Annotated in this window: 15 protein-coding genes and 1 pseudogene; 11 read left to right on the top strand and 5 right to left on the bottom strand. The window is 34.8% G+C overall.

Annotated features, from left to right (window positions below; genetic code table 11):
- The first annotated feature begins 275 nt into the window (after positions 1-275).
- A complete protein-coding gene (locus GKR88_02705) occupies positions 276-1259 on the top strand; it encodes a DUF4837 family protein (GenBank protein QMU63293.1) in 984 nt (327 codons plus the stop codon).
- Positions 1260-1338: 79 nt separating this feature from the next.
- Entirely contained in the window at positions 1339-1839 is a 501-nt protein-coding gene (locus GKR88_02710) for a DUF1761 family protein (GenBank protein ID QMU63294.1), read from the top strand.
- Between the two features lie 275 nt (positions 1840-2114).
- Here GKR88_02710 and trpS read toward each other — a convergent pair whose 3' ends face one another.
- Positions 2115-3083 (bottom strand): tryptophan--tRNA ligase, encoded by a 969-nt coding sequence (trpS, locus tag GKR88_02715; protein ID QMU63295.1) that lies wholly within the window; start codon positions 3081-3083, stop codon positions 2115-2117.
- A gap of 157 nt (positions 3084-3240) precedes the next feature.
- Here trpS and GKR88_02720 point away from each other — a divergent pair, with 157 nt between their 5' ends.
- The 7 genes and pseudogenes from GKR88_02720 to GKR88_02750 all read left to right on the top strand — a co-directional run bounded on the left by GKR88_02720 (position 3241) and on the right by GKR88_02750 (position 11653).
- Positions 3241-4023 carry a 1-acyl-sn-glycerol-3-phosphate acyltransferase gene (locus GKR88_02720; GenBank protein ID QMU63296.1) on the top strand — a complete coding sequence of 261 codons (783 nt, stop codon included), beginning with the start codon at positions 3241-3243 and terminating at the stop codon, positions 4021-4023.
- Positions 4024-4266: 243 nt separating this feature from the next.
- A pseudogene (locus tag GKR88_02725) lies at positions 4267-4467 on the top strand (IS1 family transposase).
- A gap of 87 nt (positions 4468-4554) precedes the next feature.
- The gene (locus GKR88_02730) at positions 4555-4905 is read left to right on the top strand and encodes a transposase (GenBank protein QMU63297.1); all 351 of its coding nucleotides are present in this window, start codon (positions 4555-4557) and stop codon (positions 4903-4905) included.
- Between the two features lie 22 nt (positions 4906-4927).
- Positions 4928-5881 carry a DDE transposase gene (locus GKR88_02735; GenBank protein QMU63298.1) on the top strand — a complete coding sequence of 318 codons (954 nt, stop codon included), beginning with the start codon at positions 4928-4930 and terminating at the stop codon, positions 5879-5881.
- 254 nt (positions 5882-6135) lie between these two features.
- Positions 6136-8460, top strand: coding sequence for a hypothetical protein (locus tag GKR88_02740; protein ID QMU63299.1), 2325 nt, complete (start codon positions 6136-6138; stop codon positions 8458-8460).
- Positions 8460-9182: a DNA repair protein RecO gene (recO, locus tag GKR88_02745; GenBank protein ID QMU63300.1), complete on the top strand. Its 723-nt coding sequence runs from the start codon at positions 8460-8462 to the stop codon at positions 9180-9182. The genes GKR88_02740 and recO overlap by 1 nt, the downstream gene beginning before the upstream one ends.
- Complete coding sequence (locus tag GKR88_02750; GenBank protein QMU63301.1) at positions 9182-11653, top strand: TonB-dependent receptor plug domain-containing protein; 2472 nt, start codon at positions 9182-9184, stop codon at positions 11651-11653. Before recO ends, GKR88_02750 begins: the two co-directional genes overlap by 1 nt.
- Positions 11654-11764: 111 nt before the next feature.
- On the opposite strand, the gene GKR88_02755 is transcribed toward GKR88_02750, so the two are convergent.
- On the bottom strand, positions 11765-13921 hold the full coding sequence (locus tag GKR88_02755) for a molybdopterin-dependent oxidoreductase (protein ID QMU63302.1): 2157 nt from the start codon (positions 13919-13921) through the stop codon (positions 11765-11767).
- 18 nt (positions 13922-13939) lie between these two features.
- Complete coding sequence (locus GKR88_02760; protein ID QMU63303.1) at positions 13940-14401, bottom strand: 2Fe-2S iron-sulfur cluster binding domain-containing protein; 462 nt, start codon at positions 14399-14401, stop codon at positions 13940-13942.
- A 566-nt stretch (positions 14402-14967) separates the two neighbouring features.
- Here GKR88_02760 and galE point away from each other — a divergent pair.
- Positions 14968-15999, top strand: coding sequence for a UDP-glucose 4-epimerase GalE (gene galE / locus GKR88_02765; GenBank protein QMU63304.1), 1032 nt, complete (start codon positions 14968-14970; stop codon positions 15997-15999).
- Between the two features lie 196 nt (positions 16000-16195).
- Positions 16196-16630: a transposase gene (locus GKR88_02770; protein QMU63305.1), complete on the top strand. Its 435-nt coding sequence runs from the start codon at positions 16196-16198 to the stop codon at positions 16628-16630.
- A 306-nt stretch (positions 16631-16936) separates the two neighbouring features.
- On the opposite strand, the gene GKR88_02775 is transcribed toward GKR88_02770, so the two are convergent.
- Together GKR88_02775 and GKR88_02780 are read right to left on the bottom strand one after the other, a co-directional pair.
- Positions 16937-17509: an N-acetyltransferase gene (locus GKR88_02775; protein ID QMU63306.1), complete on the bottom strand. Its 573-nt coding sequence runs from the start codon at positions 17507-17509 to the stop codon at positions 16937-16939.
- A gap of 59 nt (positions 17510-17568) precedes the next feature.
- Positions 17569-18321, bottom strand: a complete 753-nt coding sequence (locus GKR88_02780; protein QMU63307.1) for an energy transducer TonB — start codon at positions 18319-18321, stop codon at positions 17569-17571.
- Positions 18322-18553: the final 232 nt, after the last annotated feature.

The raw sequence follows: 18553 nt of genomic DNA on the forward strand, positions 1-18553 counted from the left end.
AGAAAAACAAAACTCTTAAAAAATAGTGTTTAAATAATTGACATTGGAATACTATTTGAGACAAAAAATATGGTGATGAACTCATTTAAAGAGACCTTTGCAGCATTGATTTGGCAAAAAAAGTTCGACGTCCGAAGAACATTTTCAACCGGAATAACCTGTTGGTTTTGAGTATTTAAAATTTTCGAGGAGGAAGAAATTTGAAGTCAAATCAATTTTAATACGGAATATATCACTATTTTGCAAAGGTCTCTTAAACTAAAAAAACAGGCAGTATGAAAAAAATAATAGCGGTTATATGTATATTCTTTTTACATACTTCCTGCGGAGGCAATGACTCATTTGTGATGCCTCCTTCTGTTGGTAATATTAACCATGTTCTTGTTGTAATAAAAGGGAACCTGTGGAAAGGAAGTGTAGGAGATGAAATAAAGAAATCTTTAAGTAAATTACAAAGAGAGCTACCACAAGAAGAACCTGTCTTATCACTATTGCACGTCGAACCGAATAAATTTTCAAATATCATTCAAAGAAATCGCAATATTCTGATCATAGAAGAAAGAGCAGACGAAATGTTTAAAACGATAAAAAATAAGTATGCCGGCCCGCAAACCATTGTATATATTTCAGCAAAAAACAAAGAAGAAATCAAACGTGTTATTTCGGAAAAAGGGAAAGAAATTGTTGCTATTTTCAGAACGGCTGATATCTTACAGACACAAAGGGTATTTAGAGCCAAGAAAATAAATGATATATTGTATAAAACCGTAAAGAATTTAAATATTTCTTTAACTATCCCCGAAGAATACAGAACGGTAGATGATACAGGGGAGTTTTTATGGTTGCGTCATCGCTTGAAAAGCGGAATAGCAAAAGGAGCAGGAAGTAACAATATCATAGTTTATGCATTGCCACTAACAGACACCTCTGTAATGAGAGCTAGTATAGCTCAAATAAGAGATTCTATTGGAGAAAGATATATCCCCGGTGCAAGAGAAGGCATGTATATGATTACCGAAAAAGCCTATACTCCGGAAACCTTAGCTATAGAATTAAAAGGATATAAAGCTTTTGAGACCAGAGGCAAATGGGAAGTGAAGAATGCATTTATGGCAGGTCCTTTTGTAAACTACACCATTTTAGATAAAAAAAATAACAGATGGTTAATTGTAGAAGGTTTTACGTATGCTCCGTCAGTTGATAAAAGAGATCTTTTATTTGAATTAGAAGCAATTGCAAAATCAGTAATCATAAAGTGATATATATATTTCTAAGTAAACATTTCAAAATCAAATGTTTATTTTTTATATATTTGAACTTAACTAAAAACTTTACATTATGGATACGAACTATTTAATTCTTGCACTAGCTGCATTAGTACCCCTGGTAATGGGCTTTATTTGGTATGGCCCCATGCTATTTCAGAAAGCCTGGATGAAACAAATGGGTTTTACGGAAGAATCTTTAAAAGGCGGAAACATGGCTTTTATTTTTATTTTAAGCTATGTATTTAGTTTTATGTTAGCCATGTTATTACAATTATCTGTCATTCATCAAACAGGAGTTTTCTCTACTCTAACCGGAGAACCGGGATTCATGGATAAAACAGGAGAAGTATATACCTATTTTCAGGATTTTATGGCGACCTACGGAGACCGCTTCAGAACATTTAAACACGGAGCTTTACACGGAGCTTTAACAGGTATTTTTCTAATACTTCCCGTATTGGCAACTCAAGCCATGTTTGAGCGTAAAACCGCTAAATATGTGCTTATTAATGTTGGCTATTGGACCATAACACTTGCCATAATGGGAGGTATTCTTTGCCAGTGGGTATAATACCATTTCTGAAAGACCTTTGCAAAATTGATTTGGCAAAAAAGTTCGACGCCCGAAGAAAATTTTCAACCGGAATAACCTATTTGAGGATTTAAAATTTTCGAGAAGGAAGAAATTTGAAGTCAAATCAATTCAAACACAGAATATATCACTATTTTGCAAAGGTCTCTCTGATTTAAAATTTTACATTGAAATCTCACAGAATAACTAATTTGTTTCCATGTCTGTGAGATTTTTTTAACCTTCATTACGAAGTTCTAACGCGTAATCCGGGTTTAATACCCTATTTTATTTCGGACTCTTTGCAGTACGTCTTGAGCTACCTTTTTGGCTTTTAAAGCACCTGTATGGAGAATAGTATCGATCTCATTTTTATTTTCCATAAAATAAGTATACCGATCTCTTATAGGATTAAATGAATCTAAAATAAGTTCGCATAATTCTTGTTTTGCATGCCCGTACCCATAATTGCCTCCTGTATAATTACTCCACATTTCATGTATCTGTTTATCGGATGCCATTAATTTATACAATGCAAAAACATTGTCGGTATCGGGATTTTTAGGTTCTTCCAGTGGAGTACTGTCTGTCTTAATAGACATGATTTGTTTTCGCAGTTTTTTTTCAGGTAAAAAAATATTGATGATATTATCCCTGGATTTACTCATTTTTTGACCATCTGTACCGGGGACTAATTTAGTATGTTCCTGAATTTTTGCATTGGGAGGGACTAATGTATTTCCTACTATATGATTAAATCTGTTAGCAACATCCCGGGTCATTTCCAGATGCTGCAATTGATCTTTCCCTACCGGAACAATTTCGGCATCATATAAAAGAATATCGGCAGCCATTAACATTGGATACGTAAATAAGCCTGTATTTACATCTGCAAGACGATCTGCCTTGTCCTTAAAACTATGTGCTAAAGTCAACCTTTGATAAGGAAAAAAACAACTCAAATACCAAGTGAGTTCGGTTACTTCCGGAATATCACTTTGCCTGTAAAAGACAGTCTTGGAAACATCTAACCCACATGCTAGCCAGGTAGCTGCAGTACTATACGTATTTTCCCTCAATTCGTTTCCGTCTTTAATTTGAGTTAAAGAATGCATGTCTGCAATAAACAAAAACGATTCGTTTTTAGGGTTATTTGCCATTTCTATAGCAGGCAATATAGCCCCCAGTAAATTCCCTAGGTGCGGTGTTCCCGTACTCTGAACACCTGTTAAAATTCTGGACATTCAATATAATTTCGGAGCAAAAATACAGATTTCATAAGTAAATCGATTCTGATTTTAAAAATACTCAAATAAAAAACGGCTATTTTTAACGGGTAAATTTAAAATCAGAAATGGTATAAAATCAATCAAACAAAAGAATATTACTACATTCGCAATTATGGGATATGTAAAAATACCTTTTCTAATACTTTGGCGGTTTTGGTTTTACTTTCTAATATTTGTAACCGTATTGTTAATGACTCCTGTTTTATTGATAGTAACAGCCAGGGAACGTTATTATATTGCCTTTTGGAAACTGATAAGAATTTGGGCTTTTTTCTTGATATATGCTATGGGCTTCAGGCTAAAAATTAGTGAAGAACAAAAATTAGATCACAACCAGAGTTACATGTTTTGTCCAAATCACGCATCTTTAATGGATCCTTTTGTATTAATTGCCATTTCTAAAAATCCGATTGTTTTTATCGGAAAGAAAGAACTGGTAAAGGTTCCCGTTTTTGGATTTTTTTATAAAAAGGTAGTCATTATAGTAGATAGAAGTAGTTATACCAGTAGAAAAAAGGTATACGAGAGGGCTAAAAAAAAGTTAAAAAACGGTGTGAGTATGGGCATCTTTCCTGAAGGATTGGTGCCCGAAATGGATGTCATTTTAAGCCCGTTTAAAAAAGGGGCTTTCAATTTGGCGATAGAACATCAAATACCCATTGTGCCTCAAACATATTATGATTGTAAGCGTCTTTTTTCCTGGGACATTTTAAAAGGAGGAATGGGAACGCTTAGGGTAAAACAACACCATTTCATTGAAACAAAAAACAGGGATATTTCTGAAGCAGATTCTCTGAAAGACCAGGTATTTGATGTGATTTATAATGAATTATATAATGATGAGTTATATATGAAAAATACGGACCACTACAATGAAAAAAAGAGCAATTCATGATAACCAAAAAATATTGCTTTATCTAGGTCTTTAAAAAAAATCAGTATTAAAAAAAAAAAATTTGTTTATATAGAAAAAAATAATTATCTTTGTCAAACTGAACATGCTTTAGTGGTTTTGTTCGGTAATTTATAATCTTATTTTAGGGGGTAAGTTTATTAAATTTCCTCGAACCTCTCGGTTCGAGGTTTTTTTATGGTCAATTTTTAAGGATCAAGCAAAAAAGAGATCAAGATGAATTGAGATTGCGGTTATAACTATACTGTTGAACAAAAATCAACAACAAAACCCGACTCTATGAAAAGACAAGCATTACAATTGTATTTAGAGGGTTTAGGGTTTCGGTCAATAGGCAGGTTATTACAAGTAAGCCACGTATCCGTTTATAATTGGATAAAATCATTTGGTTCTAAACCGGATAATCTGAGAAGCGATAATGCCATCTTCGCATAATGTGAGTAAAGATTGGATCAATCTCAAAAGTTGTGTGTGAATTTAAAATAGTATTGTGATCTTTGTAAAAAAAGGAGGTTGGATACTTATATAGATTTACTAAAATTAATTTTACCAGAGTTGTTAGTTGAACATTTTGATTTGTCAAAACATAGTGTTGAAAATGAAGTGATGCATTTGTATTTTGAAGAACGTAACATAGTTCCCAAAGAAGAATCAGAACGTATCTTGATAGCTCACGGATTTCATAAAGAGCTTACCATTCAAGACTTTCCATTACGAGGCAACACAGTATATCTTCACATTAAACGTCGTAGATGGTTAGATAGGAAGACCAAACAAATTGTACAAAGAGATTGGAATTTAGTAGCACAGGGGACTCGAATGACAGAGCAGTTCGCTGCTTTTTTAAAAGAAATTAGTAGATAGAGAAACCAGTGATTGTAGAACTATAGGTAGATTTTACGGAGTTGATGGTAAAAAACTTGGACGTCAATATCGTGATTATTTAAGTGAGTTTAAACAATGGAAACAAAAAAAACATGCTAAAGAGTGGCATGTTTTTCCTGAAAATATAGGTGCTTATTTATCTATTGATGAAACAGCATTGTCTAAAGGAGAACTCTACACCATTATTACCAATAAAAAAGCCAAAGGTAAAAAAGGAGCTATTGTAGGGGTTTTTGCAGGCACTAAGATAGAACCCATTATAGAACAGTTACTTAAAATATCCTCTAAAAAAAGAAACAAAGTCAAAGAAATTACACTAGATATGGCGAACTCTATGAAAAATATAGCCAAAACATGTTTCCCTAAGGCCATACAAGTAACTGATAGATTCCATGTGCAAAAACTAGCTCTAGAAGCGCTACAAGATATTAGAATAAAACATCGATGGAATGCAATAGACCTAGAAAATGACCTAATCAAGTTAGCAAAAACAAAAGGTAAAGAGTATCAACCTGAGATATTTGACAATGGGGACACTAGAAAACAACTCTTAGCTAGAAGTAGATATTTACTCTATAAATCTCCTGAAAAATGGACACAAAATCAATATCTAAGAAGCAAAATACTTTTTGAAAAATATCCTGATATTCAAAAGGCTTTTAACTTAAATCAGAGCCTTAGAAATATATTCAATACAGCTAAATCAATACAAATTGCATATACAAAACTAGCACATTGGTATAATGATGTAGAAAAATCTGGTTTTAAAGCTTTTAATACAATAGCAAATACAATTTCTATAAATTATCGGTCAATACTCAATTATTTTATCAATCGGAGTACAAATGCTTCTGCTGAATCTTTTAATGCTAAGATTAAAGCCTTTAGAGCGCAGTTTAGAGGTGTTAAAAATGTAGAATTCTTCCTGTTCAGATTAACACAAATTTTTGCCTAAAACACAACAATTAGTCTTGATCCTAAAGATTTTGCTTCTTCATAGTTGATTTTTTAAAATCATCATTCACTATTAAAAACGTTCTTTCGATTTCTAACTTCATATAAATGGCCTGATTTTAGCACTTATAGGTTTTGACGTTATTACAAGTGAACTCAATTTTTGAGTGAAAGCAAAACGGCAATTTTTAGCCAATTGAAAAAGTTCAAATGAGTTCATAATAAATAAATATATTTGATACCTAGATTTATTACATGAAAAAAGGTACTTTTTTTTTAGTTCTGTTCTTAACAACACTACTCAATGCACAGATAGATTACAGTAATTCCTGGGAAGATTTTTTTTCATATAACAACGTAAAGGATTTAGTAAAAAACAACAATACTATTTATGCGTTATCAGATAATGGCATATTTACTTATAACACAGCGACTCAAGAAATTAGAAAATTATCTTCGGTACAAGGGTTATCGGGAGAAACAACTTCTGCAATACATTACAATGAATCGTTTAACCGGTTGGTGATCGGATATGAAAATGGGTTGATAGAAGTGGTAGATGCAAACGGAACCATAAATATATCGGCAGATATTGTAAACTTTAATCAATCAGGAGCAAAACGGATCAATCACATATCGGAATATAATAATAAATTATACCTCTCAACACCCTTTGCAATAGTGGTATATGACATTAAAAGATTGGAATTCGGAGATACTTATTTTATCGGAAATAATTCAACTTCCATTAAAATAAATGAAACTATTGTGTATAACAACAGGATATATGCAGCAACAGAAGTAGGGATTTTTAGTGCTGATATCACAAACCCTAATTTGATTGATTTTAATAATTGGCAGCAAATTTTTTCAGGAAACTACACACATATAGCTAGTTTTAATAGCAGGTTATTTACAGTTCAGAACACCTCTGTTTATCAAATTTTGGGAGGAAATCTCAATGTAGTCAGAAATTACCCTAATACTGTTAAGGGGTTTAAAAGCTCTGCTACAAACTTAGCCGTTGCTTTTACAAATGCAGTATCTGTTTTAGACGTGAACTTAAATCAAATACTATTTGCCGGTGCGACTACCATGTTTGATTATACGTTAAACAATGCTTTGGCAACAGATAATATCTTATTATTAGGAACGAATGAGTTTGGAATTCTTTCAGCTAATTTCTCAAGCGTAAATAATTTTACTGAAATTCACCCCGAAGGCCCTTTGACAAACGATGTGTTTTCAATAGAAGCCAATAATAACAATTTATGGGTGGTTTACGGAGGCTATAGAATAGATTTTTCTCCAACTGCAGAGAGAAAAGGATTTAGCCGTTGTACCGGGACAGAATGGATAACCGTGAATTATTCGCCTGCTCAGCCTTTTCCGGATTTGGTAGACATTACATCTGATCCGTCAAACCCGAATAAGGTTTTTATTAGCGCATTTAATGACACTCAGAACGTAGACAATATTAGTACAGCCGGATTAATTGTTGTAGAAGATACAATGGTTACTCAGTTTTACAATCATATAAACAGCGGATTGGAAGATATTGCATTCATCAATCCGAACAGAGCAACGATAAGAGTGAGCGGATCTGTATTTGACAGGCAGGGAAATCTCTGGATGACAAATATTGGTGTTCAGCAGGAATTAAAAAAGTTATCCTCCGGAGGAACCTGGTCAGGGGTTGATATAAGTAGTATTAAAGAGTCTAACTCGTTTGGATTAACCGAAATAATTGTGGATAGAAATAATAGTATCTGGATGGGATCTCGTAAAGACGGAGCCCTTGTGTTTAATGAAAACGGGAATAGAATACGTGCATTAACGACACAAGCAACAAGGGGAAGTTTACCCGATGATAATGTAAGAACTTTGGCTGTGGACGGAAGTAACCGAATTTGGATAGGAACCCTTTCCGGATTGGTTGTTTTTAACAATGCAAGTGGTCTTTTTGATGCGGATATTTATGATGCCGCCCCTGTAATTATTTTAGATGATGGAATCCCCAGAAGATTATTAGGAGATCAAACCGTAAACTCTATAGTTGTGGATGGAGCCGATAACAAGTGGTTTGGTACGGATAACGGAGGTGTGATCTATACCAATCCAAACGGGCAAACGACATTGGCTAATTTTAGTACACAAAACTCCCCTTTACCTTCCAATAAAATTGTAAAAATATCGGCAGATGATACGAATGGAAAAGTATACTTTGCAACCGATAAAGGAATTGTTGCCTATAAAAGTAATGTGGCTCCTTTTGGAGATACGCTGGGAGCCGTTTATGCATACCCGAATCCTGCGCTAAAAAATCATGCAACGGTTACTATTGACGGGAGAAACGGTACGCATTTACCCAGAGGCACAAATGTAAAAATCTTAGATATTTCAGGAAATTTAATCTATGAAACCAATGTTGTAGAAGGGCAACAGTTGCAAGGAGGAAAAGTAGTTTGGGATAAAAAAAATTTAGCCGGGAAAAGTGTAGCCTCAGGCATTTATGTAGTGCTACTGTCTAATGACGATGCTACGGAAACATCGGTAACTAAAATTGCTATTGTGAATTAATGAGCATCATTACTACAAAGGCAATTGTAATGAATGCAATAAAATATAGCGATACAAGCCTTATTGCAAAACTTTATACGGAGTCCAACGGATTGAAATCATATCTGATCAGAGGAGTTTTAAAAGCTAAAAAAGGAACACTAAAACCGGCGTATTTTCAACCATTTACACAACTTAAGATCACAGCTACCCACAATACAAAAGGAAAGTTGAACAGTATTAGGGAAGCACATATTCTATACCCGAATACAACCATATATAAAAGTGTCACAAAACAATCGATTGTACTTTTTCTATCCGAAATTTTAGGAAGCTGTATCCGGGAAGAAGAAGTCAACAAACCTTTGTATCACTATTTGGAAAATGCTATTTCCAAACTGGACAGCAATGATAAAATGGCTAATTTTCACCTGCTTTTTTTACTAAACCTTACCCGGTTCATTGGTTTCTACCCGGAACTTTCAAATATTCATAAAAAAGCTTTTAATCTGATTGAAGGAGTTTTTACAGATATCACGGAAGGACAGGATATGGTTACAGGTGAGCAGCTAAGTCAATTTAAAAAACTATTAGGCATAGATTTTGATAATGTAGAAAGCATGCTATTTCGAAAAAGTGAAAGGCAGCAGATTTTACAGATTATAATTAGATATTTTGAATTACATTTGGACGGGTTTAAAAAACCAAAATCGTTAACCATTTTAGAAGCAGTATTCAGTTGATGAGATTAGTAGTTTGCATTATACTATTTTTTCTATTTTGTCTATCCGCATACGGCCAAAAAGTGAGAGTGGCAGATAACGAAACAGGAAAGCCGGTTTATAATGTTATTGTTTTTAACAAATCCGAAACTTTTAGTGCCACTACAAATAAAAAAGGAGAAGTAGATATTTCTGCTCTAAAAAAAAATGAAATAGTTATATTTTCCCATGTCTCTTATGCCATTTTTAAGAGCACAAAATCCAATATCGTTAAGCAAAAAAATATTGTTTATTTAGCGAAAGAATCAGAACAATTAAATGAAATTGTTTTATCTGTTTTTAAAAGCAAAAATAAAGCTACCCGAATTGCAGAACAGACGGCGGTATTAACAAAAGGAGAAATCCGGAGAGTATCGCCTCAAACATCGGCAGACCTGTTAGCTGCGGTTCCTGGGGTTAGGGTTCAAAAATCGCAATTAGGAGGAGGAAGCCCTGTTTTAAGAGGGATGGAATCTAATCGGGTTCTATTGGTTGTAGACGGAGTTAGAATGAATAATGCTATTTACAGAAAAGGACACCTGCAAAACTCCATAACCGTTTCACCCAACCAATTAGACAGAACAGAGATTGTATTTGGGCCATCGTCTGTTATATACGGTTCCGATGCTTTGGGTGGAGTTATTCATTATTATACAAAAACTCCCGGAATCTCTGAAGATGAAGTTGTAAACAGCAGTTTTTTTTCCAGGTATTCGTCTGTAAATAATGAAATAACCACAAATGTTTCTGCAGAACTTAGCTTCAAAAAATGGGGTTCTTTTACAAGTATCAGTTATAGTGATTTCGGAGATTTAAAAATGGGTAAAAACCATTCACATGGTTTCCCAAACTGGGGTAAGGTATTTGAATATTCACAAAATACAAATAGTTTTTACAGTGCTGCGCCAACTGTAAATGCAAACCCCGACCTTCAAAGAAATACGGGGTATCGTCAAACAGATGTTCTTCAAAAATTTTACATTCCGCTACGCAAAGATGTAGATGTAAAAGTGAATCTTCAATACGGGACTTCATCAAATATTCCAAGATTTGATCGGTTAACAGAAATCGCCTCGGGAACTTTAAAGTTTGCAGAATGGTATTATGGCGCTCAGGAAAGATTACTATTGTCTTCACAATTACATGTTATTCCTCATAAAAAGTGGATAAAAGAAGGAACAGTTACAGTAGCTTACCAGCATATAAAAGAGCCTAGAATTCAACGGAGATTTAATAGCTTAGACAGAAGCTACAGAAAAGAGCAAGTAGCTATATTCAGTATAAACGGAGATTTTTTAGTGCCTTTGACAAAAGACAATAATCGGAATTTAACATATGGTTTCGAGTTGGCATATAACGATGTAAATTCTGATGCTTTTGGCAGGACCTTGCAGGTTTCCGGAAATGAAATTTTAGGTTTTTCAAATACTTTTAATGTACAATCGCGCTATCCGGACGGGGGAAGTAACTATACAAGTATAGCAACCTACTTAGGATACAGGCAAGATGTTAGCAAAAATACTACTTTAAATACCGGAATTAGATTTACGCATACGCACTTGGAAGCCAAATGGATGGATCAATCATTTATTATGCTGCCTCAAACAAACATTAGCATAGATAATTCGGCGGTTACGGCAACATTGGGATATGTATACAAACCAAGTAAAAACTGGCAATTTAACAGTGTACTGTCTTCCGGATTTCGATCTCCTAATATAGACGATATTGGCCGGGTAAGAGAAAAGAACGGAAATGTTACTGTGCCCAATATCTATCTTAAGCCTGAGTTTGCTTATAATGCCGAAATTGGAATTCAAAAATATTTTAATGATAAGAAGTTTAGAATTGGCGGGAATGTGTATTATACGTTATTGGACAATTACATCATCAGAGATCGGTATATTTTGAATGGAAATACTACTATTATATATGATGGAGAAGTAGGAAATATAGTGGCAAATCAGAATCGAAAAACAGCTTTTGTCACGGGTTTTACAACAAGTTTTCAAGGGAAAATTTCCTCGGCTTTTAATGCATCAGGATCCGTCACATATACAAAAGGAAGAACGTATGATACTGATGAACCATTATCATCGATCCCTCCGTTATTTGGCCGGTTTGATGTAAATTTTAAACACCACCATTTGGAGTTTGGCACCAACCTGCGTTTTAATGCTAAAAAAGATATATCGGACTTCAACATTTCGGAAGGGATTGATAATCATGATCTAACCCCCGTCACAAATGAAACAGCCACTAATGATTTAGATAAATATTACGGGTCTCCCGCTTGGATTTCTGTTGGATTAAACAGCAGATATATTGTAAATGCTAATTGGACTTTTCAAGGATTGATAAGTAATCTTTTCGACCAACATTACAGAGAATTTGCTTCGGGAATTTCCGCTCCCGGAAGAAATTTTTCATTTTCTGTTATCGCTACTTTTTAATTTGAAGAGACCTTCGGAGCATTGATCTGACACAATTGCAACACTCGAAGAAATTTTTCAGCAATAAATACCCCAACAGTTGCTTTAAATCGGAAAAAATAATAAATAAGCTTACCCTAAAATTTTAGATTTTTTACCCAGTTCTTTTATAAACGGTTGATTAACTAATCGTTGCCCGGTAGCAGCTTTAATGGCATTTGCAATGGCTCCTCCTGCAGGAGGTAATCCCGGTTCGCCTAATCCGGTTGGTGCCAGCATATTCTCTACAAAGTGTACCTCAACTTCTGGTGTTTCATTCATCCTAATGAGTCTGTATTTGTCAAAATTGCCCGCTTGTGGTTTTCCGTTTTTAAAAGAAAAATCGCCATACATCGCGTGTCCGATTCCGTCTAATACACCGCCTTCTATCTGGTTTCTTGCTCCTTTAGGATTAATTACGATACCGCAATCCACGGCAACCGTTATTTTTTTAAGTACCGGAGCGCCATTTTTTAAGAGGATGTCCGCAACTTCGGCAACATGTGTATTATGGCTATAATAGGCAGCAAACCCCCGATAAGTACCACTTTCTGTTTTTCCCCAGTTTGATTTTTCCACAACCAGTTTGATGGTGTCTTCCATTCTTTTTCCCGAATATTGAATATTTTTGTCGGTAGTTCCCTTTACATGTTGTAATAATTCCAGCCGTAATTGTATGGGATCTGTTTTTAACTCTTCGGCAAGCTCATCGAAGAAACTTTGCTCGGCAAACGCCAAAAAATTTGTATAAGGTGCTCTCCATGCTCCGGTAGTAATATTACTTTTGTAATGCCCGGTACTGACTCTGTAATTCGGAATGCACCCTGCCGGGAAAAAATGAGGAATCAGGCCATACATATTCTGATTAATTGCAGCTTCTTTTAAGTGATAGCCCGTAATTTTTCCTGCCTTTACAGATGCGGCAATTCTATATTTAATGGCAGGCCTGTACGTACCCGCCGTCATATCATCTTCCCTGGAAAACACCACTTTTACCGGTTTTTTCACCAGACTGGAGATCTCCGCAGCTTCCAAAGCAAAATCGCCATATAGTCTTCTTCCAAATCCCCCGCCCATTCGGGTCATTTCCAGATGAATTTCTTCCGGTTTCCGGTTTAATAATTTGGAAACTTTATTTGCTGTCCAGGCCGGTGTTTGAATAGGGCCAACCAAATGTATTTTTTCAGGAGTTACGTTGGCATAAAAATTCATAGGCTCCATACAATTGTGAGGTAAAAAAGGCGAATCATATGTACGTTCAATAACTTTATCGGCTTTTGCAAAAGCTTGCCGAATGTTTCCATCGTTACGTCTTGTATCAAATTTTTTGCCATCTAAAATACCGTTTAACAATGTATGATGGTCTTCGGTGCTTTCGAGTTTTGTATCTGTTGCCCAATGAGCAGTTAATGCTTTTTTCCCTTTCATTGCAGCCCAGGTATTTGAAGCTAAGACAGCTATTTTATTACCAAATCTTACTACATCAAATACCCCGTTTACCGTCTTTGTTTTTGAAGCATCAAAGCTTTTGAGCTTTTGCCCGAAAGCAGGCGGTCTCAGTACAGATGCATATAGCATCCCCTCTGCTTTATAATCCAAGCCGAATAGTGGTTTCCCCGTGAGTATTTTATCAATATCCACATTGGTAATTTCTTGTCCTATGATTTTATAATCTTTGGGATCTTTTAGTTTTACATTTTCCGGAACTTCCATTGTTGCAGCTTCTTTTACCACATCTCCGTATCCAAGTGTATTACCGTTTGCATTGGTAATAACTCCGTTTGAAGCCGTACATGTAGATGCATCGACATTCCACTTTTTGGCGGCAGCATTTACTAACATTTGCTTTGCAGTAGCTCCTGTTTGCCTTAGCACATCCCATCCGAACCGAATAGACTGACTGCCTCCTGCTACCTGCCTTTGAAAATTTTCGGTATCCAAAGCTCCTTGTGCCACATAAACATTTTTCCATGCTACGTCTAATTCTTCGGCAATAATCATAGGCATTGCGGTTTTTACCCCCTGTCCAATTTCCGGATTTGGCGAAAAAATGGTTACCATTCCATTATCCGCTATTTTAATGAACGCGTTAAAATCATTAAAATTCAAATTTTCTATATCTATCGGCATGATAGCATTTGGTTTGCAAGCGGATACCAAATTAAACCCTATCAGCAATCCACCACCGGCCAATGCAGAGGTTTTTAAAAAGTCTCTTCGACTAAAACGAGTATTATGTTGAGGTTTCATGGTGTGTTGTTCAATTTGTTATGACATTTTTTGAGAAGCGGCTTTCACTGCTTTTTCGATCCTGTTATAAGAAGCACATCTGCAAATATTTTCATGCATTGCTTCTCTGATTTCTCCGGTTGAAGGGTTCGGATTTTCTCTTAAAAAAGCGGTAGCAGTCATGATCTGTCCTGCTTGGCAGTACCCGCACTGGGGAACATCCGTTTCTTTCCATGCTTGTTGCACCGGATGAGAACCGTTTTTTGATAACCCTTCAATCGTAGTAATTTCCATACCGTCAACCACGGAAATCTGAAGTTGGCAACTTCTTGTTGCCACACCGTCAAGGTGAATAGTACAAGCACCACATTGTGCGATTCCGCAACCAAATTTGGTGCCCGCTAAATCGAATTCATCTCTAAGCACCCATAATAGGGGAGTATCCGAATCAACATGAACCGTTAATGATTTTCCATTAACTTTTATATTATAATCAGGCATAATTATTGATTTTAAATTATGACGGGTTAAGTTACAAAAAAAAGACTACTTTTTATTTAATTTCATCGCTTTTAGTAGCTGATGAATAAAGATGATAGGATACTTATAAAAAAACCCACTCTTGCGAGTGGGAAAATTGCTATGAAAAAGAAAAAAGTACTCGTCAGTACTTCGTCTCAAAGGTACAAAAAAATATAAAAGGATTTACAAAAAAATGATTTTTTTTTGAACTCGTTTATATGAACTCATCTTGACTTTTTGTTTTTAACCGAAAATTAGAAGTTTTTAGGGCTGTTGAAGGCTTTTTTGAGTTGCATAGCAGCACTACGAAAGGAAAAAAAGACAAAAGCAGAGTAGAAAACAGCAATTTTTTAGCAAATTCAAAAAGTTTAAACGAGTTCGTATAGTAATTTTTTTCTGTAAAAAACTAAATTTTGATTAAAAGATACAACATTTAGTTTCACTTCAGTAATCACTTCGTTAGTCCATAAATTTTTTTCATTTGTTTTTTGTGAATTTTCAAATGAAAAAATTCATGTACTTTTAACCTTATAAAAACTGTCGAAATGCAAAATAAAATTATCGTAACGGGAGGTTGTGGTTATATAGGTTCGCATACGGTTATTGAATTAATTGAAAACCATTACGAGGTTGTTATTTTTGATGATTTATCAAATTCGAGCGAGAAAATATTGGATAGGATACAAAAAATTACCGGTAAGAAGCCGTTTTTTGTAAATATTGATTTAAAAAATAGCACAGAAACCAAAAGCGCCTTTAAAGAGCATGCAGATGTTAAAGCAACCATTCATTTTGCGGCTCATAAAGCTGTCGGAGAATCCGTACGGAAGCCTCTGAAATATTATCAAAACAACCTTTATTCTTTAATAAATACACTTACTTCACAAATTGAAAATGGTATAAATAATTTTATTTTTTCTTCATCCGCTACAGTATATGGAATTCCTGCAGCATTACCAATAACAGAAGAAAATAAAACCCAACGGCCTTTTTCCGCTTACGGAAATACTAAAAAAATGGCTGAAGAAATATTGGAAGATCTCACAGCCGGGAATGGGTATTTTTCTGTGATTTCTTTACGGTATTTCAATCCCATAGGGGCTCATGAATCCGGCCTTATAGGGGAGTTGCCTAACGGGACACCTAATAATTTAATGCCTTATATTACTCAAACAGCAGCTGGAATCAGAGAAAAATTACTAGTATATGGAAATGACTATCCCACTAAGGACGGAACACCGGTCAGAGACTATATACATGTAGCGGACCTGGCAAAAGCGCATGTAAAAGCTTTGAAAAGATTACTCCGTAAAGAGCAGGAACATTCATATGAATCTTTTAATCTGGGGACTGGTAGGGGATATTCTGTTTTGGAAGTCATACGCTCATTTGAAGCCGTAACAAAATCTAAATTGAATTATGAAATTACCGGTAGAAGAGCAGGGGATGTTTCTCAATTATATGCAGCTACAGATCTGGCTAAAGAGAAATTAGGGTGGGCCGCTGAGAAATCATTAGAAGATATGATCAAATCTTCCTGGAAATGGGAACAACATTATAGAAACTCAATCGAATGAAAATAATTTAAACCGGATTCAGCTTCAAACGTAAAAAAATACAGGATATATGATTAAACCCGGATTTTAAGAAACTGATTACACTTTGACAGTTAAGAGCTAACTTGCCAAAGAGTTCGATAATTAAGCCTATTGTATAAATGGTGATTAAGATCCCCTCCCGAATTTTGGTTAGAATGCAAAAAAGACTTTCTGTATGGCTATTGAATCGGTAAGTATAAGCACTGTTCTAAGCTTTTTATCAGAAATAGGCACCGATATCTATAAATTTGATAGTGCCAAAAAATTTACAAATTGGTTAAGACTAGCAACCAATAACAAAGTTTCAGGCAGTAAAACCCTAAGTAGTAGAACTCCTAAGGGTAAAAATAAATTTGCAATAGCTTTGCCTAATGCAGCTAATACCATAGAAAATAAAAAAGAAGGTTATTTGGCTCAGTTCTTTAAACGTATCGCCTATAAAAAAGGAAGAACAGCAACTATAACAGCTATAGCCAGAAAAATAGCAATACTTATATGGAATATGATTATCAAAAAACAAGCCTATCATCCTATAGATTCAGAACAAGACAAAGAAAAATTAAAACAAATCAAAACAAGACAAATTCAAAAAAATTATGAAACAACATAAAATCGATATTAGCACATTATCAGTGTGTCAGGAATTAAGTTAGATAGAATGATGCATTAGAAAATCTATTACAGCTTGAAATCGTTTCAAAATATATCGCTCCACTGCTTTTTTGAAATGAACCGTAGCCATGCCTGTGTTTTTTAACTCGAACTTTGAAATTTTCTTCACACAATCTTTAGACCACTTTAATATTCATTTTGGTATAAAACAAGACGCGGCTTACGCTACTAGAATTAAAACAGCTATGGTTCTTGACTCTAGAGTCAATAGATATTTAAATGATGATATTTTGTATTGGTTTAGTTATAAAGGAGTAACCTTATTAGCTTCTAATCGATATTTTTCTTTACTTTCCGGACAAACAGCAAATACCTGGTCATTAAAATGGAGCCTATGTCCGTATTTGCTTACCCACCCGATTTGTTTTGCGGGGTTGCCGACAACCAAAGCAAAAGGCAGTACTTCTTTTACAACAACTGCTCCGGCTCCAATAAAAGAATATGATCCAATAGTATTCCCGCATACAATAGTAGCATTTGCTCCGATACTGGCACCTTTTTTAATCAGCGTTTTTTTGAACTGGTCTTTTCTTTGAATAGCACTTCTTGGATTGACGATGTTAGTAAAAACCATGGAAGGCCCTAAAAAAACATCGTCTTCACATATGACACCGGTGTAGATAGATACGTTATTTTGTACTTTTACATTGTTGCCCAAAATAACATCCGGAGAAATGACTACGTTTTGCCCGATATTACACTTCTTTCCAATGGTTGCGTTTGGCATTATATGACTGAAGTGCCAGATTTTCGAATGATCTCCAATAGTACAACCTTCATCAATAACTGCAGTTTCATGGGCAAAAAAAGAATCCATTTTAAATTGATTTTTGTTCCGTAAAACTACAATTATTTATTGACGAATTTATAATACTATTATTTTACAACTACTTTCATAGGTAAGGTATATGTTACTTTTACAGGGTTCCCCCTCTGCATGCCCGGTTTCATTTTGGGAAGTAGTTTCATAATTCTAATGGCCTCTTTTTGTAATTTGGGGTGTGGTGCTTTGGCTTGGATATTGACAATATTTCCTGTCTTATCTATTACAAATAACATGATTACACTTTTCCCCCCCGAAGAAAGGCCCAATTCATCGGGTAAGTCAGTGTCAAATTTTCTGGCAAAATGTTTTTGTATTTTCTTATTGAAACACATTTTTAATTCTTTTTTATTGCCTTTACACCCCGGGAACACAGGAGCATCTTCTATTACTATAAACGGAACGTCTTCTTCAGTAGAATCTATAGGTCCGATAGGATTAAAATGATTTAAGGCATTGTCGATTTTAGTATCCTCACCTACTAGATCGGGTAGATCAGTTTCGATAATTTTTGTGATATCGGGGACTTTTTCAATCGTATGTAATACGGTTTTTTTAGCTTTTTTACTGATTTTAGGAGCAATCGCTTTTTTAACTTTTTTTTCTTTTACTACCGGTAATATATTATCTTCAATATAGATTGGGTCAGTGGTTTGGTATAATGTCTCTGCCAGTGCTAATTTTTGTTCAGATGTATGTTCAATGATGACATAAGTAGTAAATAGGACAAATACCAGGGCCAGTTGCATAAAAATAGTGGAGAACTTTTCCAGTTGTTTTTTCGGATGTTTTTTAAATGGTTGCATAGTTTCTGTTTTAAATGTTAAAACTATGGTAAACCAAATAATGTGCCAATAAAAAACCGAACTGTAAATGATTGAGTCTTTTTTTATACTGATTATCCGTTGTCGGCCTGGTGCGTGGTACGTAGGTGATGTGGTTTTGAAAAAGCTGAAGAGATTTGGCTCAAAGAATGACAGTTTCATAGCTAAACACTTCTTTTTTGCAAAGGAGTTTTTTTTGAAAATTTGCTTCTGT

The sequence above is a fragment of the Flavobacteriaceae bacterium genome (assembly GCA_014075215.1).
Lineage (GTDB): Bacteria > Bacteroidota > Bacteroidia > Flavobacteriales > Flavobacteriaceae > Polaribacter.